The sequence below is a fragment of the Amedibacillus sp. YH-ame6 genome, from assembly GCF_053848845.1.
Window position 1 is genome coordinate 309671 of the sequence record NZ_JBSPEZ010000002.1, and the last position, 24902, is coordinate 334572.

Below are 24902 nucleotides of genomic sequence, written 5' to 3' on the forward strand. Positions count from 1 at the left end.
ATATATGTTGAAAATATCCTTTATTTATCGTATTTTATGACTGTTTTATATAAAAATAGTGTTTTCTAATTTGCAATGAGAAATAAAAAGACAGATACTTACTAATCTCGAAGCATTTCACAAAACGATTGTTTTTTAATTTTAGAATGTTTCACGTGAAACATTTTGAGTTAGTAGGTTCTTCAGGAAATAGTTGAAAAAATTATAATCTATGTTATAATATAATAGCTACTACAATGGTATCTACTGAATTAGGTCAGATTGGGAACGAAGCAGCCTTAAGGGAGCTCTATCATGTGTGGTAGCTTTTATTATATTCGGAGGTAAATCTTGTGGATAAACGATTTATGTTAGAGGCAATCAAAGAAGCAAAAAAAGCATTAGCCAAAGATGAAGTTCCTATTGGTTGTGTAATTGTAAAAGATGACAAGATAATCGCAAGAGGATATAATCTAAGAGAAAAGAAACAACAATCGATTGCTCACGCAGAAATTATAACTATACAAAAGGCTTGTAAGAAAGTTGGATCATGGAGATTAGAAGACTGTACATTATATGTTACTTTAGAACCATGCCCAATGTGCAGTGGTGCTATTTTACAATCAAGAATTAAGAGGGTTGTATTTGGTGCTAAGGATCCAAAAGGTGGATGTATGGGAAGTTGTATGAATATGTATAATATCAAAGGATTCAATCATTATCCTGAAATAACGAGCGGTATTATGGAAGAAGAATGTGGGCTGATGCTTACTAATTTTTTCAAAGAAAAGCGTAAGAAAAACAGATAACAAATACTTCTTTAAGTGAAAGTATTTGTTTTTTTATTATGAAAGCATGATATAATTATCAATAGAGAAAGTAGGTGTCATATGGGATATAAAGCACTTTATCGTACATATCGACCTAATAGTTTTGAAGAAGTTGCAGGACAAAAACATGTTGTTCAAACTCTTCAAAATGCAGTTGAACAGAACAAAATTGCTCATGCATATTTATTTAGCGGCCCTAGAGGTACTGGTAAAACTTCAATTGCAAAGATATTTGCGAAGACTATAAATTGTGAAAATGAGGAAGTTAAACCTTGTTTGAAATGTGATAACTGTCTATCTGTACAAGAAGGATCACATCCAGACATTATAGAAATAGATGCGGCTAGTAACAATGGTGTTGAAGAAGTACGTACTCTGATAGAGAAAGTTAAATATGCTCCTTTAAAGGGTAAATATAAAGTTTATATTATTGATGAGGTTCATATGATGTCAACAGGTGCATTCAATGCTCTATTAAAAACTATCGAAGAACCTCCAGCACATGTAATCTTCATTTTAGCGACAACTGAACCACATAAGGTATTACCTACAATTATATCTAGATGCCAAAGATTCGATTTTACAAAAGTTTCTAGACCAGAAATAGTTGAGCGTATACATACTGTATTAAAAGCAGAGAATATACAATGTGATGAGGATGTTATTAAGTTGATTGCACAGTTAGCTGATGGGGGATTAAGAGATGCTCTATCTATACTTGATCAATGTATTGCATATGCAAAAGACCATGTAGAACTTCATCATATCAATGAAATTTATGGAATAACTACCGTGCAGGAAAAACTAGAACTATTCCATAGTATATTTAATAAAGAGCCAGTAGTATTACTTGATAAAGTTGATGATTTCATTGAAAAAGGCGTTGATATAAAGCGATTAACAGAGGATCTAATCGAACTATTGAAGGAATCTATCATATTTGAATATACTAAAGATGCAAGCTTGTTGCATGATTTAAGTAATGAAGAAGCCTCTATGATTATAAAGGGTTGTACTATAAAAACTCAATTTAAAATGATAGATTTACTGATGGGAGCATATGATAAATATAGATTTGCAGCTAATGTGGGTTCGTATTTTGAAGTGTGTCTTCTAGAGATGTTAGATGTAAGTACTACAAATACTACTGAAAAAGTTGTAGCAGAGCCTGTTATTACCAAAAAGGAACCTGTCAAAGAGATTCCGCAACCTCAAAATGTTTCACGTGAAACATTCGAGGCTACTAATACTACAGAAGAAGTAGATATTCCAATGATTATCGAAGAAGTTAAGCCAGAGCCTGTAGCTCAGGTGGCGAAACAAGAAAGTAAACCAGCTACAGAAGTAATCCCAAGTACATCAAAAATTATGAAATCATTAGATAATGATTTTGTGCTTGGACTATTAGTTGGTGCAACAAAGCCTGAAAAAGCATATGATATGGACAAATTTAGCACGATATCGGACTATCTAGTGGATTTAAAGTGGGCTAGATTTGCAAGCTTATTAAGAAATGCTACAATCGTAGGTAGTGGAAATAACTACATTGTTATTGGTGTAGATAGTAAAGCAGAAGCAAACGAAATCAATGAAGTAGATAGTAACAATGAATTCCAAGAGTTTATCGTTGAATTACTTGGAAAGAACAAAAAAATATTTGGTATTTCAAAAGCACAACAAAATGTTGTTATTCAAGAATTCAAAGATAGAATGATCAATGGAACATTACCTGAACCATTGAAAATAGAAGATGTAGCAGTTGAAGATAAGACGGTTGTAGAACCAACGCAAGAAGAAACAATATTGAGTCTCTTTGGAGAAGAAAACATAACTATTACGGAGGAATAAAATTATGAATATGCAAGCATTATTAAAACAAGCGCAGAAAATGCAGAAAGATATGGCAGAAAAAGAACAAGAACTAAGTAGCAAGACTTATGAAACTAGCATGGGCGGAGGAGCTGTGAAGGTTGTTGTAAAAGGTGATTTTACTGTTGAATCTATACAGATTAATGAGGATTTACTTGAAAAAGATAGTAAAGAGGATTTAGAAGATATGTTAATCTCAGCATTCAATGAAGTTCTTGCAAAGGCAAACGAAGATAAAGAAAAAACAATGAATGCAATTACTGGTGGAATTAAGATGCCTGGAGGCTTCTAAATGTATCCAAAGAAGTTTGAATCATTAGTAGAAGCTTATCGCCGTTTACCTGGTGTAGGATTAAAAACTGCAGAACGTTATGCTTTTGAGTCAATTGAATGGAGCGGAGAAACTATTACAGAATTTATTGATGCTCTAGTCAATGTGAAAGACGGTATAAGAAAATGCGATATATGTGGTAACCTAGCAGAAGATGAACTTTGTGATATATGCAAGGATTCATCTAGAAATACAGGTATGATTTGTGTAGTGCAGAGCGCTAAAGATGTTATTGCGATGGAAAAGATGCGTGAGTACTCAGGTGTATATCATGTCCTAAACGGTGTTATATCAACATCAAAAGGGATACTTCCTGAGGATATCAATATAGAAAGTTTATTAAATCGTATAGATAAACATACATCAGAAGTTATTATCGCAACTAATCCAACAGTTGAAGGAGAAACAACGGCTTTGTATTTATCAAAGCTTCTTGAAAAACATGAAGTAAACGTTACAAGAATAGCACATGGTTTACCAATGGGAGGGCATTTGGATTACGCTGATGAACTAACATTAATCAAAGCATTCGAAGGTAGAAAGAAAATGTAGAAGTATGAATTTCATGCTTCTTTTTTATTTGATATATTTTTCCATAATTTCGTACTATCTTTTCATGAGAAAGGAAGATATAATGATACATGGAACAACTTTACATACTTGGGGAAATATGGGGAGTTAGGAGAAGGTTATGAGATATGATATTTCGCATCTCATTGATAATGAAGATAAGAAAAATCCTTATACAGATGAGAAAATTGCAGAAATCTGTAATTTGAGTCGTGAGGAAGTTACAATACTGAGACAACAACAAGGGATAGTAGATTCAAGAGAGAGAAGAAGAATAATATTGATCCCTGAAATAAAAGAAATATTAAGGGAAAAGGGAGAAATTTCAGATCGAAAACTAACACAAATATTAAACGAAAGAGGATATGATATATCTAGATTTGTCGCACACGCAATCAAGTCAGAAATAATAGGATTTAAAGAAATTGAAAAAGATGCCCCAAAATTAGATATCGAACCTGATATTTATTTCCGTCATCTTATTGGTTATGATGGTAGTATGAAATTACAAATATCTCAAGCACAAGCTGCAGTTTTATATCCTCCAAGAGGTTTACATACACTAATTCATGGTCCAAGTGGTGTAGGTAAAAGTCAACTTGCAGAATCAATGCATAATTTTGCAGTGGAATCTGGAATTTTGAGGAAGGACAGTCCTTTTATAATTTTTAATTGTGCTGATTATGCTGATAATTCAGAGTTACTAATGTCGCAGTTATTCGGTTATGTAAATGGGGCTTTTACAGGTGCGGTTGGTGAAAAAGCAGGCTTAGTAGAAAAAGCAAATGGTGGTATCTTGTTCCTTGATGAAGTTCACAGATTACCTAGTGAAGGACAAGAAATGTTATTCTATTTAATTGATCATGGATTGTATAGAAAACTAGGAGACAGTGAATCTACTAGAAAAGCACAGCTATTAATTATTGCAGCAACAACAGAGGATTTGAATTCCTATCTTTTAACTACCTTTCGCAGAAGGATACCAATGGTAATTGATTTACCTCCATTAAGTGAAAGGCCAATAAGTGAAAGATATTTTATTATGAAATCATTTTTTCATAAAGAAGCATTACGATTGGATCGTAGAATAGTAATTGAAAAAGAGGCATTAAAGTTATTGCTGAGTTATTCATGCCCAGGCAATATTGGGCAGCTTAGAAGTGATATACAAGTTTCATGCGCAAAGAGTTTTTTAAAATGTATTACCGCAAGAGAAGAGCAATTGATAGTTAGTAAGGACGATGTACCAGCACATGCATTTGAATATATTGAAAATAATAGATTGAATTCAATTAGAAAATACTATGAGAGTGATTTGATTATTTCAAATATTCAGAACAAGGAAAAACAAAACAACACTGAACCAAATGTATATCAGTTCGTTGAAGGAAGATACGAAGAACTGAAAGAAAATCTAGATGATGAAAAAGAAATATATAATTTACTTGGTAAAGAGCTTGATCATGAAATGGAAAATTATTTCGAGAATATGAAATATAAAAATTACGATATGAAACGTCTTGAGGAAATTGTAGGAGAACGTATAATAAAAGTTGTTCGTTCTTCTTTGAAAACCATTGTAAAGGATATTCCAGGTATCAGTGCAAATATTATTTATCCATTATGTTTACATATCAGTGCAAGCTATGAGAGATTAAAAATAGGTAAAGCAATCATAAATCCACAATTAAACAAAATAAAAAACGGGTATCCTAAAGAATTTTTAGCAGCTAAAAGAATTGCTGAGGAATTACAAAGTGAGTTGAATGTAAATCTTTTAGAAGATGAAATTGCGTTTATTGCTATGTATATAAAAACTTTTTCAAATGAAGAAAAGCAAAATCAAGGACGTATAGGAATTATTGTATTAACACATGGCAATGTAGGAATGGAAATGGTTAAAGTTGCAAATGAATTGTTAAATACAAATTATGCAATTGGAATGAAATGTGATTTGGATGAAGCACCAAGCGATGCTTTAGAAAAAGTACAAAGAGCTGTTGAATATTTGAATCAAGAGAAAGGCTGTTTACTTTTAACAGATATGGGATCTCTTGTAACATTTGGTCAAATAATAACCCAAAGAACAGGAATTGATGTTAGAACTATTTCAAGAGTAGATACTGTTATGGTGATTGAAGCAATTAGAAGAGCTCTTTTAGATGAGACTACATTAGAAGAATTGGAATGTGCTTTAAATGCAGAAAAGGAAATAAATTTCCACGGGAACATTGAACTAAAGGAAAAAGAGAATGTAATTGTCTCTATTTGTCTCACAGGAAAAGGAAGTGCTATCTTAATCCAGTCAGAAATTCAAAAAATATTAAATGCAGCAAAACTATCAATACGAATAATTACACTAGGAATTATAAATGAAAAAGGAGTTGCATTTGAATTAGATCAACTTCAAAGAAATTATAATATATTAGCCATTGTTAGTAACTTTAAAGTTGAATATTGCGAAGTTCCATTTTTATCTACTTCGCAGTTTATGAATAAGGAAACTCAAGAGCACCTAATTTCATTAATAAAAGAAAAAATAGTTTCTAAAAATAATCCAATTATAGAGTTACTAGATAAAAATTTAATTTGTTGTTGTAATAAAGATGTATTAAATAAAAATGATATCTTGGAAATGCTTGTGAAAATGTTGATTGATGGGGGATATGTAAGTGAAGAATATCTCTTGGATGTATATAAACGAGAGGCGATGGGTGGAACAATCATGAAGTATGTTGCTATCCCGCATGGTTTTACAGAACATGTCACAAAACCTGCCATTGCATTGTTAACTCTAAATGAACCAATAGTGTGGGAAGAAGATTTTAAAACTAAAATTATTATGATGCCTGCCTTACAGGAAGAGAACATAAATTACTCAAATGGTATTTTCCAGATTTGTTCTAATAAAGAGCTGATACAATCATTATCGCATTGCGAAAATCCAGAAGATGTAATCCAGGAAATAAAAAAACATACAAAACCGTCCACTTAGTTGGCACGGTTTTTGCTATATAAAGGGTGAAGGACAACTTCACAAATTGATAAAGAAGGGAGGTGTATCACTTGCGAGGAGAAATTCAAATTCAAAAAGAATGTATACTCATACAAACAGAATCAAATGAAAAAGAAGAAATCATTTGCGCATTAAGTGAAAAGTTAAAAAATTATGGATATGTAAAAAATGAGTATAAAGAGGAAGTTTTGAAAAGAGAGGAAAAATTTCCAACTGGTTTAAAAATTGGAAAGTATAACATTGCTATTCCTCATACCGAACCACAATATGTAAATGTTCCAAGTATTGCAATTGCGACTTTAAAAAGAAAAGTTCCATTTTATCGTATGGATAATTGCGAAGAGATTGTAGACGTAGATATTGTGTTGCTTCTGGCTTTGAATCAATCACATACACATGTAGAGATATTAAGTAAAATTATATCCATGTGTCAAGATGAAAAGGTAATTGACGAGTTGATACAAGCCAAAAGTGAAGAAAAAATTGTAGATATAGTGAAAAAACGTATATCGGGAGGAGATTAAAATGAGTAAAGCATTGGTGCTTGTTGTGTGTGGCGCAGGAACTTTAACATCTGTAGTTGCAAGTCAAGGCGTTGAAGAAGGTTTGAAAAAAAGAGGAGTTAAAGATTATGAAATAAAAGTTGGAAGATTGGATGACATTGGAAGATATGCAGATAGAATCACTGTTCTTGTGGCATCTATGAATGTTAGACAAACTTACGACTTTCCAGTTTTGAATGCTATTTCATTTTTAACTGGAGATGAAGATGGTCAAAATCGTGTCATCGATAAAGTAGCAGAAATATTGAACGAAGAAAATAATAAATAATAGAAAAGGAGAAAAATATGGAAACATTACAAAGTTTTTTTGATTGGTTCTTCGCATTAGGAAGCAGTGTGTTTGTACCTCTTATCATGTTTACATTATGTATGGTTTTTAAAGGTGGGTTAACAAAGAGTTTACGTAGTGCATTATATATGGGTGTGGGGCTTGTTGGTTTAGGATTGATAGTTGATTATTCTGTAGCAGCAATGACGCCTGTTACTGAAGCATTATGTAATAATCTTGGACTAAATTTTAATGTAATTGACATAGGTTATGGTAATGTTAGTGCAGCATGGGCATGGCCTGGTGTAGTATGGGTAATTATAGGAATCATTGTAATCAATTTCGTACTTGTTATGTTAAAATGGACAAAAACACTGTGGGTTGATATGTGGAATATCTGGCATGGAGAATTTGTTGCAGGAATGATGTGGGCATTTACAGGTAATGTGTATATCGGAGTCGCAAGTGGACTTGCGTTATTAGTAATCAATATGAAACTTGCGGATTATCATGCGAAGAAAATACAAGAATTCAATGGATTAGAAGGTATATCTGTTGTAGCTACATCTGGTACATTTACTGCATCATGGGCACAAGGCGTTATGTGGATAATCAATAAGATTCCTGGCCTAAGAGATATTAAAGCATCAAGTGAACAGATCAAAGAAAAATTCGGTATCTTTGGAGAAATGTCTGTAATCGGAGCAATCATGGGTATCGTAATGGGAGTTGTAGCTGGTTTTGATATCATCAATACTTCTCAGCTTGCAATTAAATTAGCTGCTGTATTAGTAATTCTTCCTAAAATGTTATCAATTATTGCAGAAGGTATTATTCCAATTTCAAATGCATTGTCAAAATTTATGCGAGAAAAATTTCCAGATCGTGAATTATATATTGCAGTTGATCCAGCAATCTTGCTAGGAGATCCATCTGTAATGTCGACAGTAATCTTAATGTATCCAATTTCAGTAATGATTGCAGCAATTCTACCAGGGGCGAACTTTTTACCGATAGCATCACTTGCAGCATTACCTTATTGGATAGGTGGTATGGTACCATATACAAAAGGGAATATTGTACATACAGTAATATGCGCAACTCTATGGATTATCCCGGCAACCTTGATTGCTTCTTCACTTGCAGGAATTTGTACAGATTTATGTAATAACACTGGATTATTTGTTGAACAAATCAAAAATGGTGCAATGTTTACAAACTGGGATGAAGGCGGAAATATCTTATTATGGGTATTTGTACAAGTAGGACAATTCTTTGGAATAGGCTAAGATGAAACAAGTTATCTTAGAAAATCGTGAATCTTTAGTAATCAATAATTCAAAAGATATAGAGTTGTTTAATGATGATGAAGTATTAATACAAGTAAAAGCTGTGACCATATGTGGTTCTGATATCAGCTATTATAGAGCAGAATCACTGCCTCACAACTTAAATTATCCGTTGATATTGGGTCATGAAGTTGCTGGGAAAATCGTTAAGGTTGGTAAAAATATTACTAAATTTAGTATCGGAGATCGAGTTGCAATAGAACCCAATCAATATTGCCACACTTGTAATTACTGCGAAAGAGGAGAGTATAATTTTTGTGAATCCTTGAAATTTATGGCTAGCAAAGGGTTGGATGGAGCTATGCAAGAATATATTCATTGGCCTGCAGAAAATGTTTATAAGATATATGATAATATGACTTATGAAGAAGGAGCATTGTTAGAACCACTATCTGTAGCATATAGCGCCATAGAAAAACTTGATTTATCAAAAGATTCTCATCTAGCTATATTAGGAGCTGGATCAATAGGAATATTGATAGGGTTATTGGTGAAAAGTATATATCCAGATATACAATATCATCTCATTGATCAGTTTGACGAAAAGATGCAATTAGGGGTAGTAGCAGGAATCGATAAAAAGAACTTCTTGATAGGATCTGCATATGACTTGAAAGCAATACAAGAATTTACTCATATCATAGATACTACTGGTGTCGCTGATGTTATAAAGAGATATATCAATCATAGTGTATATGGAGTAAGAGTTGTTCTAGTTGGAGTTAGTAATCAAGAAATCTCGTTAAGTTGTAAAGATATTGTTTACAAAGGAGTAGAACTTATAGGGTCTTATCGATATACAAATACATATGAAAAGTTGTTGAAAATCTATAAGGACAACGGATTGCGTTTTAAACAAATTATTACAAAATATTATCCATTTGTTGAATCACAAAAGGCTTTTATTGAAGCGATGGATACAAAACACAATATAAAAATTGCTATTATGTTTGAGTAAATGAGAACCTGTGGAGGAAGATGTGAATGTTTTCGTTCACAGGTTTATTTTTCAAAGGAAAGGAAGGATGAAAGAATGTATTTTGAAAATAGACGAAGTAATTATGATAAAATTCCGACATTAAAAATTGAATGCGAGGATGGACAAGCTTATGATGGATATGAACATATCGTTCGGCATTTAAAACATAAGATTTCTCAGAATAAGAATGAATCTTTTAAAATTGTTATCGATTATTACCATGGAACTAGAAGTGTGGAACTTTTAAAAAATTTAATCGAGCCTCTTTGCGCAGATAGAATTATATTTTCAGAAGTTGCTAAATTACCAGAAAACATTTTATATGAAAAGATGAAACATGAAATTAGTGAGGATAGAGTTTTTGGTGTTTTAAGTACAAGAACAATGACAGATTTTTATGATGAAGAAAAATTAAATAAATTACAGGACGAAGTAAAGAAAATCAAAGGGGTAATTGTTATTTATGGTGTTGGTGCTTCTTTGGTAACAAAAGGGGATCTATTGGTATATGGTGATTTAAGTAGATGGGAAATACAATTACGTTATCGTTCAAAGGAACTAGATAATTGGGGTGTTGGCAATTACGAAGAAGACATCCTTCGAAAATATAAAAGAGGATACTTTGTAGAATGGAGAATGCTAGATCGTCATAAAGTAAATATTTTTGACGATATTGATTATTTGATTGATACAAATATTAAAAATGAGCCTAAAATGATTTCTAAGAAAGCATTGGATCAAATTTTAAATAAATTTTCAAGTCAACCATTTAGACTTGTTCCCTATTTTGACGAAGGAATATGGGGAGGTAGATGGATGGAAGAAGTTTGTGATTTGAAAAAGAAAGAACATAACTATGCTTGGTGTTTTGATGGAGTGCCTGAAGAAAATTCAATTCGTGCAGAGGTCAATGGTATCAGTGTAGAGTTACCTGCTATGAATCTAGTGAAAATGAAACCTGTAGAATTATTGGGCGAAAAAGTGTTCTCAAGATTTGGTGCTGAGTTTCCGATACGATTTGATTTTCTAGATACAATGGGAGGTGGAAATTTATCCCTTCAAGTTCATCCATCAACAGAGTATATCAAACAGAACTTTGGTATGCAGTATACACAAGATGAAAGTTATTATATCTTAGATGCTACAGATGATGCATGTGTATATTTGGGTGTAAAAGATGGGATAACAAATGATACTTTAATTCCAGCACTACAAAAAGCTCAAAATGGAGAAGAAATCTTTGATGACTCAAGATACATAAATTGTTTTCCGATAAAAAAACATGATCATGTGCTCATTCCAGCAGGCACAATACATTGTTCAGGAAGTGGTGCGATGGTATTAGAAATCAGTGCTACACCTTATATCTTTACAATGAAATTATGGGATTGGGGAAGAGTTGGTTTAGATGGTAAACCAAGACCAATTAATGTGGAAAGGGGTGCTGCATCTATTCGTTATGATCGAACGAGTGAATGGTGTAAAAAACAATTAATAGAAAATATTCAAACGATAAAAGAAGAAGAACATATTAAAGTTGAGAGAACCGGATTACATGAATTAGAATTTATAGAAACAAGAAGATATTGGTTTGATACATATACTGAATTCACCTGTGATGAATCTGTAAATATGCTAAATCTAATAGAAGGAGAAGAGGCAAGAATCTTATCTTTAGATAATAGCTTTGATCCATTTATAGTTCATTATGCAGAGACATTTATTCTACCAGAGAGTGTTAAGAAGTATGCAGTTGAACCATATGGAAAGTCAGAAGGAAAACAGATAGGTCTTATTAAAGCATCTGTAAGAGTATAGGAGGAATCTATGAAAATGTATACAGGATTAAATTTAGAGGTTGATTTAGAAAAACTTGAATTTATATATCCAGAAGGTTGCTTTGGGCCAAAAAGTGAGAAACGCAAATTGGATGATATCCGAGGAAGTTTGAGTGATCCTTCTGTAAATGGTCCAAGTATAGTATATTCTGTTGCGATGGATGTAGGTAAGGAAAAAGATTTAGATGATCTAAAAGAACGTAATCTTCTGTACGGTGCTATGATTTTTGAAAAAGGTTTTGTTGGAGAGGAACCAGTACGATCACAAGGTCATATTCATGCGATATCAAAAAGCTGTAATTCCTCAACATGTGAAGTGTATGAAATATGGTCTGGCGAAGCATACATATATATGCAAGAAACTGCAGAAGACAATCCGGGACAATGTGTTGCGGTACATGCAAAAGCTGGGGATGTTGTAATTGTGCCACCGAGTTGGGCGCATTGTACAATTAATGCAGATCCATCACAACCTATGCTATTTGGTGCATGGTGTATAAGAGATTTTGGTTTTAATTATAATGGTGTAAGAAGTCATAAGGGAGTTGCGTATTTCCCAAAAGTAGAGAATAATAAAATAAAATTCGTGAAGAATCCAATGTATTGCTCAGGTGAAATTAAAATCAAAGAAGCCAGAGAATATCCTGAATTTGGCTTAAAAAAGGGAATACCTATTTATACACAATATGAAGAAGATCCAGATAAATTCACATTTGTTACGAAACCAGCTACTGCAAATAAAATTTGGGAAAATTTTCAACCGTAGGAGAATAAAAATGAAAAGAAAAATAGTTGTGCATTTTGGTGCTGGGGCGCTTGGTAGAGGTTTGGTAATCCCTATGTTTTACTATAGTCATTGCCAAGTAGTAGTGGCTGATACAGATAAAAGACTAATTTCCTATCTGAAGAATCAAAGAAGTTATAAACTACAAATTAGCGATGATGAAAAAAGACCAGTTGAAATTATCCCTATCGAAGATGTTATATCACCTCTTGAGGATGAAGAAAAATTAATCAAATATTTGAAAGAATGTTCAATAGTTTCAACATCAGTACGTAAAGAGAATTTAATTCATGTTGCTAAAGTATTAGCAAAGGCGTGGAATGATGTAGATGTTTCCGAGAAGATGGTGGTATGTTGTGAAAATGTTGAAGGTATAGGCTCATATTTCAAAAGTTTATTATTAGAAAATGTAGATGAAGATAAAAAAGCTCATTTTTCTCCTTTACTTATTCCAGATACTATCGTAGATAGAATTTGTGCTGTTAAAGAAAATATAGAAGAGATTGTGAGTGAAAAATTTCATGAATGCAGTGTAGATGGAGAAATGGTTTTAAATACAAATTTGGAAATGATTCCAGCTGTTCAACACATTAAAGCACACTTCTATCGTAAACGATATCTATTAAACACATATGCAGATGCGATAGCATTCATTGGAAAAAATAAAGGACATACATATTTATATGAGTGTGCTAAAGATAAAGAATTACAGTTACAAATCCAACCATATATCAAGTTGTTAATGGACGTACTTTACTATCAATTTGATGTTTCATATCAAGAATCTCAGGAATGGTTTGATGTTTATAGAAATAGGTTATGTAATAGTAAAATTCCTAGAAATCTAGATACTGTAGCACGTAATTTGTGGGAAAAATTAAACATAGGCGAACGCTTTGTATGTCCACTTTTAGAATTAATGAAATATGATGTTGATATACAAGGAGGTATACCAATTTTATATGAACTCATTTTCAGTCAATCAGTCAAAGAAGGATTATCAAAAGAAGAGACTATGAGTCGATTAAAAGATATTTGGTGTGTGAATACTGAAGGAGAAGCATTATTTAAAACATGCAAAGATAATTGGTTATAGAGAAACGCTATTTTGGCGTTTCTTTGTTTTGTAGCTAGAGAAGAAGCATGGTACAATATACATATAGAAAAGAGGGATATGAATGGCATCAATTGCATATGTAACAGATAAAAATATGATTGAGTTTCATCGCTTAAATGGAAACCATTCTATCAACTTTTGGAAACCAAGTAATGCAAAGAAAATAAGTTCACTTAATGCTGGAGATTTACTTTTCTTTCTAGCAAAAGGTAGTGAAATGGGAAGTAAAAAGGAAAAGGGATTGATAGGGTATGGAAAGTTTAAAAAGAGTTATACCTTATCCTTTTCACAGATGTGGACAAAGTATGGCACACAAAATGGTTATCCCACAAAAGATGCATTACAAGAAGCGATAATGAAAGTCACAAAGAATCATAAAATACCAGACTATTTAAACTGTCTATTATTGGAAGAAGTTGTGTTCTTCCAATACCCTGTATACCTAAGTGAAATTGGAATGGAAATTTCTAATAAAATAGAAAGTTATATTTATATTGATAAAGAAGATATGTTAAATACTAGTAAGATTTTAAAAGTAGCAGAAAACTTTGGAGTAGATATGTGGTCAAATTTATTCCAAGAACAAAAAGAAGTTACGTTTATGAAGGATGCGCAAATTCAAACGATACAAAACATCTATGAAAAAATTCGTTCTAGTTACTATAGTAGCTATGATGAGTCAAGACTATATAAGTATATACAAATTTGTATGAAGGATAATTCGAATACAAGAACAATCAGTGATGCTAAAAGTGAGTATATACAAATAGAAGATAGTATTATAAAAATCTATCTTCCATGCATTGTAAATTCAAATGATTTTCAAAAGAAACTTCAGTATGTACTAGGACATTATATGTTATATCATGGTTATTTAGAAAAGAGTATGTATGGGGATGAAATAATCGCAATCATGTTGTTTAATCAAGAGATTTCACATGAAATAAAAGAAGTATTAGACGCAATGCATATACGATATGAAATAAGGCTAGTCGATTTAGACTAGCCTTAAAATTATCAAACTATGGACAATAATCATCACAGGAACACTGATGTAGAATAAAGGTTTTCTTATTTTATGACGAAAAACAATCATTCCTAAAAGAGTACCTAAGGATCCAAGAAGCAAAGAACAAGACAATAACATTTTTTCTGATATTCTCATTCCTTTATGAATTGCTTTCCATTTATCTATTCCCATCATAGTAAAGGTTATGATATTCCATACGATTAGGAACATCATCATAATAGTTGATCAAGTGCACGCTTGATTTTAGAATCACAATTCTGTGTATAAGTAACTCCAATAAAATCAAGAATCGTTTGAAACTCTTTTAAACCACCATGATCTTTTTTATATTCGTATTCTATTTCATAATCAACGTTATTTCCATAATGATTCTTATCAAAACAGATTTCTGCATATTCCGTAATTATCATAGCACGATAGGTGGTAAGGCTTGTAAGTACATGAAAAGGACCACTTAATTCATACTTATTTAATAGGGATATAATTTCCTCTGAAGATAGAGCCTTTGTACTGTTTTCTGGTACCTTGCACTCATACTCCAACAAATCATTTCCCTTATGCATTTTCAAAGTAAAGATACAAGTGTCATCGATTTCTCGAATACGCATAGCACCCTTTTTTGATCGTATTTGCATATCTTTTGTATCATAATAGGTATTTACTTGTTTCTTAAATTTCAAGCTTGGATATCTAGAAGTAAGCTTTTCAAACTGGTTCTTATTTAAAAGAACTTTGTATTCTAATTCAATATTCTCATTCATCTTTCATCACCCTTTAAGATATGATACAATAGGTACATGATAAAAGGAAGTGATTTTGCGATGAATTATTCCATAGTGGCAAAAAAAGATGAGAAATCTTATGAAATTGAGAATATCGTAAAAGAACGCTTGAACGCAGAGGGTTGGGTTTATGATAAAGAAAAACCAAAACTAGTTATTTGTGTAGGTGGAGATGGAACACTTCTTTATGCGGTGCATCAATATTTACGTTGCATCAATGAGATTCATTTTATAGGTGTGCATACAGGAACGCTAGGATTCTTTACCGATTATACAGAATCACAAATTGAAGACTTTATCCAAGACTTGCTTCACAAACAACATGTAACATTTGAATCAAAGTTGTTGAGGATTCAATTGGATAATGTAAAAGAGCCTTTTTATGCATTAAATGAAATGCGTATAGAAAATATTATAAAATCACAAAGAGTGGATGTATATATTGATGATGAGTTCTTTGAGACATGTCGAGGATCGGGTGTTTGTTTATCTACGCAAGCAGGCTCTACTGCATACAATAGAAGCTTGGATGGTGCCGTGATTGATAGTGGATTATCCTTATTGCAATTAGCAGAAATCACCCCAATACAGCACTCAAAACACCGCTCATTAGCAAATCCATATGTTATGATGGATAATCGTGTAATAAAAATGCGCAGTGATACATTTGATACCGCAGTATTATGTTATGATCATTTAAATTTCTCATTAGAGAACACACAAGAGATTGTTTGTGAAATGTCTACTCTAAAAGTAAAGTTTGCACGTTATAAAGAATATAGTTATCTAAAGAGATTGAAAAATTTATACTAAAAAAGGAACGAAAGTTCCTTTTTTATGTGAATTCATTTGCTTTATTTTTCGCACTAGCATTCATTATGATTCCAAATGCAACCATATAAGATAACATAGAAGAACCACCATAAGAAATCAAAGGAAGTGTAATTCCAGTAATAGGAATAAGTCCAACAATCATACCAATATTTTGTATTTGTTGATAAAGCAGCATACCCAATATTCCACAGATGAGATACTTCTCAAACATATTCTTACAATTGGCCGCAATCCTACATAAATAAATATCTAACATTAAACAAAGAAATAGAATAACAAGACATCCAATAAGACCCCAGCTTTGCCCAACAATCGCATATATAAAGTCAGTATGCGCTTCAGGAATTGCTACTAAACTCATTCCGGCACCATGTCCTGTAAGCCCAGCAGAACCCATCACCATAAGTGCAGTATATAATTGCATACCATCTCCACTAATATCGGTTTCTGGATTTAACCAGGTTGTAACACGTTTTAATTTATAACCATTTGTTCCACCAATCATATTGTTTAATACATCAAAATGAAAGTAATACATATAGAAGAATAGAAGTAGTGCTACTGTAATCGTAACACCAAGTATGATCAACCACTCCCGCTTTATTCCAGAGCATATAATCATAGCCAATAAGGATAGTCCTATAATAATAACAACACCAGTATCAGGTTGAAGTAAAATCAGAATGATAGGAGGAATTGCCCATTTCGCAACTTCTACGAATAAAGAGAAATCCATTTCATAAGATTCAGTGGTTTTGTTTTTGTTATGTTTATCGATGATGCCTGCAGTAATGATAATTAAGACAATTTTCATAAACTCGCTTGGTTGAAATTGTCCAAGTGGTGAAGGGAATTCAAACCATGAGGTTGCCCCGTTTCTCGTTGCGATAATTTTTAAAAATATAGTTTCACCTCTAAGTCGATAATAAATCTGACCCATCAACAACGCTATTAAACAAACCATTAAAATCCAATATGCAATTTTTGCGAAATCCATAATACTATCATTTCCAAGATACACCATAAAGGCAATGGCAATAAATCCAATAACATACCACATAACTTGACGTATCAAGTATCCTGGACCATCTGCACCAGTCAACCCAAAAGTTGAATAAATTGATAATAAACTAGCGGCTGCCATAAGTAGTAATAATATCAGTAAAAGGAAATCAATTTTTGCAGGATTTTTCGCTTTCGATAATCCCATTTTCATTAGCATCACTCCATTTATTTTATCGCAATTTTGCGATTGTATACAAAGTCGTATTTATTATAACACGTAATAGGATTCTTATGTTACCATAAATCGAATTGTCAGGAAATCTTCAGGTTTAACAGTGAAAATCCTACAATAAGATAGAAAATTTTGTTATAATATATACTTAGAAGCAGGAGTTGATATTATGGCAAAAAATGCTACTTATACACCGATGATGAACCATTACTTAGAAGTGAAAGCAAGGAATGAAGATGCGATCATTTTTTATCGTCTAGGTGATTTTTATGAAATGTTTTTTGAGGATGCAAAAACAGCATCAAGCGAATTAGATTTAGTTTTAACGGGAAGAAGTGCAGGTGTAGAGGAGAAAGTTCCAATGTGTGGAATTCCTCATCATGCAGCAAATGGATATATTCAAAGATTGATCCAAAAGGGATATAAAGTTGCGATTGTTGAACAGTTGGAAGATGCCTCTCTTGCGAAAGGTCTTGTGAAAAGAGATGTAATTAAAATAGTTACTCCTGGAACAATTATGGATGAAGTTGGAGATGAAAAGGCAACTGTGTATATCGCTAGTATGCATGATTACCAATTTGGTCTTGCTGTTGTTTTATGTGAAATGACAACAGGAGAAATGCGCGCACAATTAATTGATAAACAAGTTATGGCGATACAGAAAGTATTACTTGGGAATAACGTACGTGAAATTGTCTTACAAGAAAAGTTTGATAAAAAAATTGTGAAGATGATTGAAGAAATGCAGGTTATCACGATTTCATATGAAAATGAAAGTGCAATTAAAGAAGAGTATAATCATTTGATTCATGATGTAGAAGACGAAAGAATCCAACATGCGTTTGGTATTTTAACAAACTACTTAAATGAAACTCAAAAAAGAAGTATGGCACATTTGAATCATGTGGAAATGGTGTATGAGAACGAGTTCTTACAAATGGATTTTTCTACGAAACAAAACCTTGAGTTAACACAGAGTATTCGTAATCATTCACGTTCTATGACATTATGGAACTTCCTAGATAAATGTCGTAGTTCAATGGGTTCTCGTTTGTTACGTAAATGGATTGAGTATCCTTTGGTAAATCCTAAAGCTATCAATCAACGATTAGACGCAATTGAGTACTTGAATGATAATTTTATTACGAAAGATGAACTACGGGAACATCTATCTTTCGTATATGATATGGAACGTTTATCTGCACGTGTTGCATATGGTAGTGCAAATCCAAGAGATATCCTTCGTTTGATCAAAACATTAGAACATGCTCCTATCATTTTTGAACTATTCAAAGATTGTAGTGCCTATGCGCAGTTTCAAAATGTAGACCCTTGCCAAGAATTGTATGATATGATCAATGGCGCTATCGTAGAGGAACCTCCATTGACATTAAAAGATGGTGGAATTTTTGTAGAAGGCTATAATGAAGAACTGGATCAAGTTCGTTCTATTGGAAAGAATGGCAAGAACTGGATTCTTGAATTAGAAAATAAAGAAAGAGAAAGAACAGGGGTTAAATCCTTAAAGATTGGATACAATCGTGTATTTGGATATTATATCGAAGTAACGAATGCGCATCTTGAACAGATAAAAGAAGAATTTGGATATGTTCGTAAACAAACATTATCAAATGCAGAACGATTTATTACGCAAGAATTAAAAGAAAAAGAAGATGCAATTTTACATGCACAAGAAAGAAGTATACGTTTAGAGGTAGAGTTGTTTAACAATCTATTGAACCATATCAAAGTATACTTACCAAAACTTCATGATGTGGCAACTACCTTGGCAACAATCGATGCGTTATATGCCTTAGCTGATATTTCAAGTGAAAATGGCTATACTAGACCTATGTTTGATGAAGAACATGCAATTCATATGGAAGAGGCAAGACATCCAATATTGGATCGTGTTATGAAAACTACACGTTATGTATCAAACAATTTAACCATGAATAAAGAAAATGATGTCCTTATGATTACGGGACCTAACATGGGTGGTAAATCAACCTATATGCGTCAAACTGCACTTCTTGTGATTATGGCACAAATTGGTTGTTTCGTTCCTGCAAAGAGTGTTCACATGCCAATTTTTGATCAAATCTTTACACGTATTGGAGCAAGTGATGATATCATGTCTGGACAATCAACATTTATGGTGGAAATGATAGAAGCAAATAATGCATTACAAAATGCTACTGAAAATTCACTTATCTTATTCGATGAAATAGGTAGAGGGACATCTACATATGATGGAATGGCACTAGCACAAGCAATGTTAGAATATATTATCCGTAACATTAAAGCAAAAACTTTATTCTCTACTCATTATCATGAATTAACTGAGATGGAGGAAAAGAACCCAAGTATTCGTAATGTTCATGTAGAAGTACACGAAGAAGATGACAAGGTTACTTTCTTATATCGTGTAGTTGATGGAAAAGCAGATAAGTCTTATGGTATCAACGTTGCTAGACTTGCTCATCTTCCAAATTCTGTACTAGATCGTGCGAAGCAAATCTTAGATAATTTAGAATTACAACCGAATATGGTTGCACAAATTGAACAACCAGTAGTAATTGAAAAAGAGAATCCATTGTATCAAGGTATCGTCCATAAAATACAAGAAGTAGATGTAAATAAGATGACACCAATTGAAGCAATGCAATTCTTATATGAAATCAAAGATAAGCTATAAATAAAGGAGGTGTTGATTCATGGGACGTATTCATCAATTAGATGAGCATTTATCAAATATGATCGCAGCAGGTGAAGTGGTTGAAAGACCAGCAGGTATTGTAAAAGAACTTGTAGAAAACTGTATTGATGCGAATGCACATCATGTAGAAATACAAATAGCACAAGGTGGAATCGATACGATTACAATTATTGATGATGGGGATGGCATGGATGCACAGGATGCAACCTTGGCTTTTGAACGACACGCAACTAGTAAAATCAAAGATGTAGATGATCTTTGGAAAATTAATACAATGGGGTTTCGTGGGGAGGCATTACCTTCAATAGCCTCTGTTTCTCATGTGTTAATGAGGACGAACAATGGTGCCGATAGTAGTGAAGTAGAAATATCATATGGTACACTCGTGAAGGCAAAACCAGCGGGTTCTCCTAAAGGAACCATGATTGAAATCAAGAACCTATTTCAAAAAACACCAGCTCGTTTTAAACATTTGAAAAGTCCACAATATGAGTTTTCTTTGATATCAGATGTAGTACAAAAGTTTGCATTATCCCATCCGGATATCAGTTTCAATCTATCACACGATGGAAGAGAAATATTTAAAACCAAAGGTAGTGGAAACTTACTAGAAGTGTTGATGCAAATATACGGAAGAGAAACTGCGAAAACCGCAATTAAATTAGATAATGAAGATAGCGATTATAGAATTGTCGGATATGCAATGCAGCCGCAATTTCAACGTGCTACAAAATATTATATGCTTTTATATATCAATGGAAGAATGGTACGTAACTTTCATTTACAGAAAGCCATTTTAGATGCGTATTCACCCTATATGCCAAAGGATCGCTATCCAATTGTCATTGTTGATATGATTATGGATGCACAACTTGTAGATGTAAACGTACATCCATCAAAATGGGAAATTCGTTTATCAAAAGAAAAACAATTAGAAAAATTGGTATATGAAACCATTCGTCAAGCGTTGATGCAACAAATGGAAATACCAAATGTAGATATAAAAAAGGATACCATTAAAGAAAAAATAGAAATGCCTTCTTTACAATTTACTTACGATAGAGAAGAAAAAGTTAAAGAACTTCACGATGAAGTAAACGAAACTTTTACACAACCAGAAAAACAAGCACCTCTAGATATGGAAGAGTTAAAAGTAAAGATTGAAGAAAAGAAACAAGAATTAAAACAACAAACGATAGATTTACCAAGACAGGAATATACCATAGAGATTAAACAGAATCAAGTAGAAGATACACCTTCCAATTATGAAGTGACTACAAAAGAAGAAACGCAAAAAAGCGAGACTCTTTTCAAAGATGAGGTTGTATCAGAAGAACTTATAATACCTGCTCAAGAAGAAGCAATAGTCGTTAAGAAACCAATCCATCCAAGTCTACCTCAGCTTCGTGTAATAGGACAGTTTCACAACTGTTATATTTTAGCGGAAGGAGAAAAAGGACTTTATATTATTGATCAACACGCAGCACAAGAACGATATCATTATGAAATTATACGAGAACAGATTTTAAAAGGTATTACGGATGCACAACCATTATTGTTACCGATTACAATTGAAAGTACCATCTCTGCAGTTTCACAAATTGACGAACTAAATGCATTGTTAGAACAATTAGGAATACATTTAGAGGCATTTGGTAACACGACATTGGTATGTCGAGAACTGCCTATTTGGATGAAAGATATCGCAGAAGAAGCATTTCTTACAGATATGATTGATATTTGGGAAAGAGACGCTGAAATCAGTATTGATAAACTACGAAAACATGCGATTGCGACAATGGCTTGTCATAGTTCCATACGCTTTAATCGGTCTCTAACACTTGAAGAAATGAAGCAGGTAATTGATGATTTAGGTAAATGTGAACAACCATTTCATTGTCCACATGGAAGACCTACTTTGATTTGTATGGAAGATAAAGCATTGATTAAAGAGTTTGAAAGAGGTTAATATGGAGAAAGTGTTAATCATAGCTGGACCTACAGGAGTAGGAAAAACAAGCCTAAGTATTTCTATGGCACAAACATTTCATGGTGAAATTATTAGCGGAGATTCCATGCAAGTATATAAAAACATGGACATTGGTACCGCAAAAATAAAGAAAGAGGAAATGAGGGATGTTCCTCATTTTCTTGTGGATTGTTTTTCGTTCATAGACGATTATAACGTTATGATGTTTCAAGAAATTGCACGAAAGCATGTAAAAGAAATACATGACAAGGGTTGTGTTCCAATCATATGTGGAGGAACAGGGTTATATATCAAATCAGCTATTTATGATTATCGTTTTCTTGAACAGGAAAAAGATGAAGAATTTATGAGTTTTTTAAATGAAAGAAGTAACGATGAGCTATGGGGTATGTTAAAGGTAGTAGACCCTAAAGTATGTGAAAGCATTCATCAGAATAATCGTCAACGTATTGTACGTGCTTTATATATGGCACATACAGGTGAAAAAAAGAGCGATATTATAGAGTCTCAAGAACACACAATGCTTTATGATGCATATATCATAGGGTTGACAATGGATCGTGAGCGCCTGTATGAACGCATTAATCAAAGGGTAGATCAAATGATGGAAGAGGATTTGTTGGAGGAAATAAAAATGCTTGTATCCTCTCATGAAAATATATGGGAACTACAAAGTTTCCAGGGGATTGGATATAAAGAATGGAAAGAATACTTTGAGGGTTCTGCGACAATCGAAGAATGTGTAGAAAAAATCAAGAAGAACTCACGTAATTTTGCGAAACGTCAATATACTTGGTTTCGAAATCAAATGCAAGTGCATTGGTATGATATCGAAGCGAATGGGTATCCTGAATGTGTAGTTTCAGATGTGAAAGAGTGGTTAGAAAACTGATATGGAAACACCATTACAAAGAATGGAATTATTGATTGGAAAAGAAGGAATTGATACACTTCAAAATGCGTGTGTTATGGTGGTAGGTGTTGGCGGTGTTGGCTCTTATAGTGCAGAATCACTAGCTCGTTGTGGAGTAGGAAAATTGATTCTTGTGGATGGAGATCAAGTTGCGTTAAGTAATTTGAATCGTCAAATACATGCGACTTTTCAAACAGTAGGTCGTTCAAAAACTGAAGTGATGAAAGAACGTATTGAAACGTATCGTAAGGATTGTGAGATTGTACGATATGATATGTTTTATGATGAAAGTAAAAATGAACAATTGTTTCAAGAACATGTGGATTTTGTAGTAGATGCGATTGACACAATGACATCTAAGTTAGCACTAATCCGTTATTGTTTAGAACATAAGATTAACTTTATATCTAGTATGGGAATGGCAAATCGCATGGACCCTACAAAGATTGAAATTACAGAACTTATGAAAACTAGCTATGATCCAGTAGCGAAAGTGATGCGTAATCTTGTACGCAAGAATAGCATCAAAGGAAAGATACCAGTGGTATATTCAAGTGAACATCCAAGTGTACAAACAAGTATTATCAATGAAGATGGTGTTACTAGAAAACAGAAAATGCCACCAGCAAGTTCTCCATTTGTACCAACAGCAGCGGGGATTGCGATTGCCTCTTATGCTGTTAAAATCCTCTTAAAACGGATATGAGACAAATTCCCTTTAAATTTTAAAAAAAATCAATTAAATTTCCAATTGTCTATTCAAAATCTATGCAGAATAGACAATCTTTGCAATACGTGTTAAAATTTACCTACTGGGAAGGGTCGTAAAGAATAACCAGTTTTGAAAAGGAGAAGAATTATGTATTGTAAAAATTGTGGTAAAGAGATTGATGATCAGGCAGTAATCTGCCCTAATTGTGGAGTTTCTCAGGAAACGAAAGCAGCAACACCTGGTGTTATTGACAACGGTGGATTTGGATGGGGTCTTCTTGGATGTTGTATTCCATTAGTAGGTTTAATTTTGTTCCTAGTGTGGAAAGAAACAAAACCAAGAACATCAAAAGCAGCAGGAATAGGAGCACTTATATCTGTTATTCTTATCGTAATATTCTACGCATTCTTATTTATGGTAGGAATTAGCGAAGGAAGTTCAGGTTATTATTAATAGTCAATGTTAAAATTTCTTTATAAATGGCTTCCAATTATTTTTGGATGCCATGGAAGAGATGAACGATCATTTCATTATCATGGAAAGAAATTTCCTATTTGTGCAAGATGTACTGGTGAATTGGTCGGCATTTTAGTAGCTATTGTATCCTATTGGTTTTTTGTACCATCTATACTTATATTAGTATGTCTAATGGTTCCAATGTTGTTGGATGGTTTTATACAATTACTGACGAAGTATGAGAGTAAGAATTGGCGTAGATTTATTACAGGGTTCTTATTTGGATACGCGCTATGCTGTTTGTTTTTCAAAAGTGTAGCCTATGTTTATGGCTTAGGTTATGCATATGGAGTAGAGCAAGCAAAGAAAGCATAGTTTAGAAAAGGGAGATTTTTATGTACTGTAGAAATTGTGGTAAAGAGATAGATGATAAAGCAGTAATCTGCCCTAATTGCGGAGTGGCAATTTCACAAAATGAATTGACTAAAACACAAAGCCAAGATGATGGTAATTTCGGATGGGGCGTTTTAGGATGCTGTATTCCAGTTGTTGGTTTAATACTTTTTCTTGTATGGAAAGATACAAAGCCTAAATCATCAAAAAATGCAGGTATAGGAGCAATCGTAGGGGTGTTAAGTATTGTAGCACTCTATGTGTTCTTCTTTCTATTTGCACTTGGTATGGCAAGATCAAGCATGTATTATTACTATTAAGAAACGAAAGAATCGGAAGGAAA

General features: G+C 32.9%; 24 protein-coding genes and 1 other RNA gene. 22 read left to right on the top strand and 3 right to left on the bottom strand.

Going from position 1 to position 24902, the window contains the following annotated elements:
- Nucleotides 1–220 precede the first annotated feature (220 nt).
- The 14 genes from ffs to ACWG0P_RS03275 all read left to right on the top strand — a co-directional run bounded on the left by ffs (nt 221) and on the right by ACWG0P_RS03275 (nt 14499).
- Nucleotides 221–319: signal recognition particle sRNA small type (gene ffs, locus ACWG0P_RS03210), an RNA gene on the top strand.
- Between the two features lie 13 nt (nt 320–332).
- Nucleotides 333–788: a tRNA adenosine(34) deaminase TadA gene (gene tadA / locus ACWG0P_RS03215; RefSeq protein ID WP_455800457.1), complete on the top strand. Its 456-nt coding sequence runs from the start codon at nt 333–335 to the stop codon at nt 786–788.
- Between the two features lie 81 nt (nt 789–869).
- Nucleotides 870–2657, top strand: a complete 1788-nt coding sequence (gene dnaX, locus ACWG0P_RS03220; RefSeq protein WP_455800458.1) for a DNA polymerase III subunit gamma/tau — start codon at nt 870–872, stop codon at nt 2655–2657.
- A 4-nt stretch (nt 2658–2661) separates the two neighbouring features.
- Nucleotides 2662–2970 (top strand): YbaB/EbfC family nucleoid-associated protein, encoded by a 309-nt coding sequence (locus tag ACWG0P_RS03225; protein ID WP_455792660.1) that lies wholly within the window; start codon nt 2662–2664, stop codon nt 2968–2970.
- Entirely contained in the window at nt 2971–3561 is a 591-nt protein-coding gene (gene recR, locus ACWG0P_RS03230) for a recombination mediator RecR (protein WP_455800459.1), read from the top strand.
- Nucleotides 3562–3700: 139 nt separating this feature from the next.
- The gene (locus ACWG0P_RS03235) at nt 3701–6574 is read left to right on the top strand and encodes a sigma 54-interacting transcriptional regulator (protein WP_455800460.1); all 2874 of its coding nucleotides are present in this window, start codon (nt 3701–3703) and stop codon (nt 6572–6574) included.
- Between the two features lie 71 nt (nt 6575–6645).
- Nucleotides 6646–7119 carry a PTS sugar transporter subunit IIA gene (locus tag ACWG0P_RS03240; RefSeq protein ID WP_455800461.1) on the top strand — a complete coding sequence of 158 codons (474 nt, stop codon included), beginning with the start codon at nt 6646–6648 and terminating at the stop codon, nt 7117–7119.
- Between the two features lies 1 nt (nt 7120).
- Nucleotides 7121–7426 (top strand): hypothetical protein, encoded by a 306-nt coding sequence (locus tag ACWG0P_RS03245; protein ID WP_455800462.1) that lies wholly within the window; start codon nt 7121–7123, stop codon nt 7424–7426.
- A gap of 17 nt (nt 7427–7443) precedes the next feature.
- The gene (locus ACWG0P_RS03250; RefSeq protein ID WP_455800463.1) at nt 7444–8715 is read left to right on the top strand and encodes a PTS transporter subunit IIC; all 1272 of its coding nucleotides are present in this window, start codon (nt 7444–7446) and stop codon (nt 8713–8715) included.
- A gap of 1 nt (nt 8716) precedes the next feature.
- Nucleotides 8717–9733 (top strand): zinc-dependent alcohol dehydrogenase, encoded by a 1017-nt coding sequence (locus ACWG0P_RS03255; RefSeq protein WP_455800464.1) that lies wholly within the window; start codon nt 8717–8719, stop codon nt 9731–9733.
- 75 nt (nt 9734–9808) lie between these two features.
- Complete coding sequence (locus ACWG0P_RS03260) at nt 9809–11572, top strand: class I mannose-6-phosphate isomerase (RefSeq protein WP_455800465.1); 1764 nt, start codon at nt 9809–9811, stop codon at nt 11570–11572.
- Between the two features lie 9 nt (nt 11573–11581).
- Nucleotides 11582–12358, top strand: a complete 777-nt coding sequence (locus ACWG0P_RS03265) for a glucose-6-phosphate isomerase family protein (RefSeq protein ID WP_455800466.1) — start codon at nt 11582–11584, stop codon at nt 12356–12358.
- A gap of 10 nt (nt 12359–12368) precedes the next feature.
- Complete coding sequence (locus tag ACWG0P_RS03270) at nt 12369–13472, top strand: mannitol dehydrogenase family protein (RefSeq protein ID WP_455800467.1); 1104 nt, start codon at nt 12369–12371, stop codon at nt 13470–13472.
- An 82-nt stretch (nt 13473–13554) separates the two neighbouring features.
- Nucleotides 13555–14499, top strand: a complete 945-nt coding sequence (locus ACWG0P_RS03275) for a hypothetical protein (RefSeq protein WP_455800468.1) — start codon at nt 13555–13557, stop codon at nt 14497–14499.
- Here the strand turns inward: ACWG0P_RS03275 and ACWG0P_RS03280 are convergent.
- Both ACWG0P_RS03280 and ACWG0P_RS03285 read right to left on the bottom strand, forming a co-directional pair.
- Nucleotides 14491–14739 carry a DUF1294 domain-containing protein gene (locus ACWG0P_RS03280; protein WP_455800469.1) on the bottom strand — a complete coding sequence of 83 codons (249 nt, stop codon included), beginning with the start codon at nt 14737–14739 and terminating at the stop codon, nt 14491–14493. The genes ACWG0P_RS03275 and ACWG0P_RS03280 overlap by 9 nt on opposite strands.
- The gene (locus ACWG0P_RS03285; protein ID WP_455800470.1) at nt 14736–15284 is read right to left on the bottom strand and encodes a CYTH domain-containing protein; all 549 of its coding nucleotides are present in this window, start codon (nt 15282–15284) and stop codon (nt 14736–14738) included. Before ACWG0P_RS03285 ends, ACWG0P_RS03280 begins: the two co-directional genes overlap by 4 nt.
- A gap of 36 nt (nt 15285–15320) precedes the next feature.
- Between ACWG0P_RS03285 and ACWG0P_RS03290 the strand changes: the two genes are divergently transcribed.
- Nucleotides 15321–16118 carry an NAD kinase gene (locus ACWG0P_RS03290; protein WP_455800471.1) on the top strand — a complete coding sequence of 266 codons (798 nt, stop codon included), beginning with the start codon at nt 15321–15323 and terminating at the stop codon, nt 16116–16118.
- 22 nt (nt 16119–16140) lie between these two features.
- Here the strand turns inward: ACWG0P_RS03290 and ACWG0P_RS03295 are convergent, their stop codons facing one another.
- Nucleotides 16141–17355: an FtsW/RodA/SpoVE family cell cycle protein gene (locus ACWG0P_RS03295; protein ID WP_455800472.1), complete on the bottom strand. Its 1215-nt coding sequence runs from the start codon at nt 17353–17355 to the stop codon at nt 16141–16143.
- 190 nt (nt 17356–17545) lie between these two features.
- On the opposite strand from ACWG0P_RS03295, the gene mutS reads away from it, so the two are divergent.
- The 7 genes from mutS to ACWG0P_RS03330 all read left to right on the top strand — a co-directional run bounded on the left by mutS (nt 17546) and on the right by ACWG0P_RS03330 (nt 24879).
- Nucleotides 17546–20074 carry a DNA mismatch repair protein MutS gene (mutS, locus tag ACWG0P_RS03300; protein WP_455800473.1) on the top strand — a complete coding sequence of 843 codons (2529 nt, stop codon included), beginning with the start codon at nt 17546–17548 and terminating at the stop codon, nt 20072–20074.
- Nucleotides 20075–20093: 19 nt separating this feature from the next.
- Nucleotides 20094–22064, top strand: coding sequence for a DNA mismatch repair endonuclease MutL (gene mutL, locus ACWG0P_RS03305; protein WP_455800474.1), 1971 nt, complete (start codon nt 20094–20096; stop codon nt 22062–22064).
- A 1-nt stretch (nt 22065) separates the two neighbouring features.
- Complete coding sequence (gene miaA, locus ACWG0P_RS03310) at nt 22066–22977, top strand: tRNA (adenosine(37)-N6)-dimethylallyltransferase MiaA (protein ID WP_455800475.1); 912 nt, start codon at nt 22066–22068, stop codon at nt 22975–22977.
- A gap of 1 nt (nt 22978) precedes the next feature.
- On the top strand, nt 22979–23704 hold the full coding sequence (locus ACWG0P_RS03315; RefSeq protein ID WP_455800476.1) for a tRNA threonylcarbamoyladenosine dehydratase: 726 nt from the start codon (nt 22979–22981) through the stop codon (nt 23702–23704).
- 153 nt (nt 23705–23857) lie between these two features.
- Nucleotides 23858–24163 carry a zinc-ribbon domain-containing protein gene (locus tag ACWG0P_RS03320; RefSeq protein WP_455800477.1) on the top strand — a complete coding sequence of 102 codons (306 nt, stop codon included), beginning with the start codon at nt 23858–23860 and terminating at the stop codon, nt 24161–24163.
- 6 nt (nt 24164–24169) lie between these two features.
- Nucleotides 24170–24541 carry a DUF2085 domain-containing protein gene (locus ACWG0P_RS03325; protein ID WP_455800478.1) on the top strand — a complete coding sequence of 124 codons (372 nt, stop codon included), beginning with the start codon at nt 24170–24172 and terminating at the stop codon, nt 24539–24541.
- Between the two features lie 20 nt (nt 24542–24561).
- Nucleotides 24562–24879, top strand: coding sequence for a zinc-ribbon domain-containing protein (locus tag ACWG0P_RS03330; RefSeq protein ID WP_455800479.1), 318 nt, complete (start codon nt 24562–24564; stop codon nt 24877–24879).
- The last annotated feature ends 23 nt before the right edge of the window (nt 24880–24902 follow it).

Coding starts and splice junctions, on each gene's coding strand:
- ACWG0P_RS03255 (WP_455800464.1), top strand. CDS start 8,717: ATGAAACAAGTTATCTTAGAAAATCGTGAATCTTTAGTAATCAATAAT.
- ACWG0P_RS03235 (WP_455800460.1), top strand. CDS start 3,701: ATGAGATATGATATTTCGCATCTCATTGATAATGAAGATAAGAAAAAT.
- mutL (WP_455800474.1), top strand. CDS start 20,094: ATGGGACGTATTCATCAATTAGATGAGCATTTATCAAATATGATCGCA.
- ACWG0P_RS03325 (WP_455800478.1), top strand. CDS start 24,170: ATGTTAAAATTTCTTTATAAATGGCTTCCAATTATTTTTGGATGCCAT.
- dnaX (WP_455800458.1), top strand. CDS start 870: ATGGGATATAAAGCACTTTATCGTACATATCGACCTAATAGTTTTGAA.
- miaA (WP_455800475.1), top strand. CDS start 22,066: ATGGAGAAAGTGTTAATCATAGCTGGACCTACAGGAGTAGGAAAAACA.
- ACWG0P_RS03275 (WP_455800468.1), top strand. CDS start 13,555: ATGGCATCAATTGCATATGTAACAGATAAAAATATGATTGAGTTTCAT.
- ACWG0P_RS03280 (WP_455800469.1), bottom strand. CDS start 14,739: ATGATGATGTTCCTAATCGTATGGAATATCATAACCTTTACTATGATG.
- ACWG0P_RS03245 (WP_455800462.1), top strand. CDS start 7,121: ATGAGTAAAGCATTGGTGCTTGTTGTGTGTGGCGCAGGAACTTTAACA.
- ACWG0P_RS03260 (WP_455800465.1), top strand. CDS start 9,809: ATGTATTTTGAAAATAGACGAAGTAATTATGATAAAATTCCGACATTA.
- ACWG0P_RS03285 (WP_455800470.1), bottom strand. CDS start 15,284: ATGAATGAGAATATTGAATTAGAATACAAAGTTCTTTTAAATAAGAAC.
- ACWG0P_RS03265 (WP_455800466.1), top strand. CDS start 11,582: ATGAAAATGTATACAGGATTAAATTTAGAGGTTGATTTAGAAAAACTT.
- ACWG0P_RS03225 (WP_455792660.1), top strand. CDS start 2,662: ATGAATATGCAAGCATTATTAAAACAAGCGCAGAAAATGCAGAAAGAT.
- ACWG0P_RS03295 (WP_455800472.1), bottom strand. CDS start 17,355: ATGAAAATGGGATTATCGAAAGCGAAAAATCCTGCAAAAATTGATTTC.
- ACWG0P_RS03330 (WP_455800479.1), top strand. CDS start 24,562: ATGTACTGTAGAAATTGTGGTAAAGAGATAGATGATAAAGCAGTAATC.
- ACWG0P_RS03320 (WP_455800477.1), top strand. CDS start 23,858: ATGTATTGTAAAAATTGTGGTAAAGAGATTGATGATCAGGCAGTAATC.
- ACWG0P_RS03315 (WP_455800476.1), top strand. CDS start 22,979: ATGGAAACACCATTACAAAGAATGGAATTATTGATTGGAAAAGAAGGA.
- mutS (WP_455800473.1), top strand. CDS start 17,546: ATGGCAAAAAATGCTACTTATACACCGATGATGAACCATTACTTAGAA.
- ACWG0P_RS03270 (WP_455800467.1), top strand. CDS start 12,369: ATGAAAAGAAAAATAGTTGTGCATTTTGGTGCTGGGGCGCTTGGTAGA.
- ACWG0P_RS03250 (WP_455800463.1), top strand. CDS start 7,444: ATGGAAACATTACAAAGTTTTTTTGATTGGTTCTTCGCATTAGGAAGC.
- recR (WP_455800459.1), top strand. CDS start 2,971: ATGTATCCAAAGAAGTTTGAATCATTAGTAGAAGCTTATCGCCGTTTA.
- ACWG0P_RS03290 (WP_455800471.1), top strand. CDS start 15,321: ATGATAAAAGGAAGTGATTTTGCGATGAATTATTCCATAGTGGCAAAA.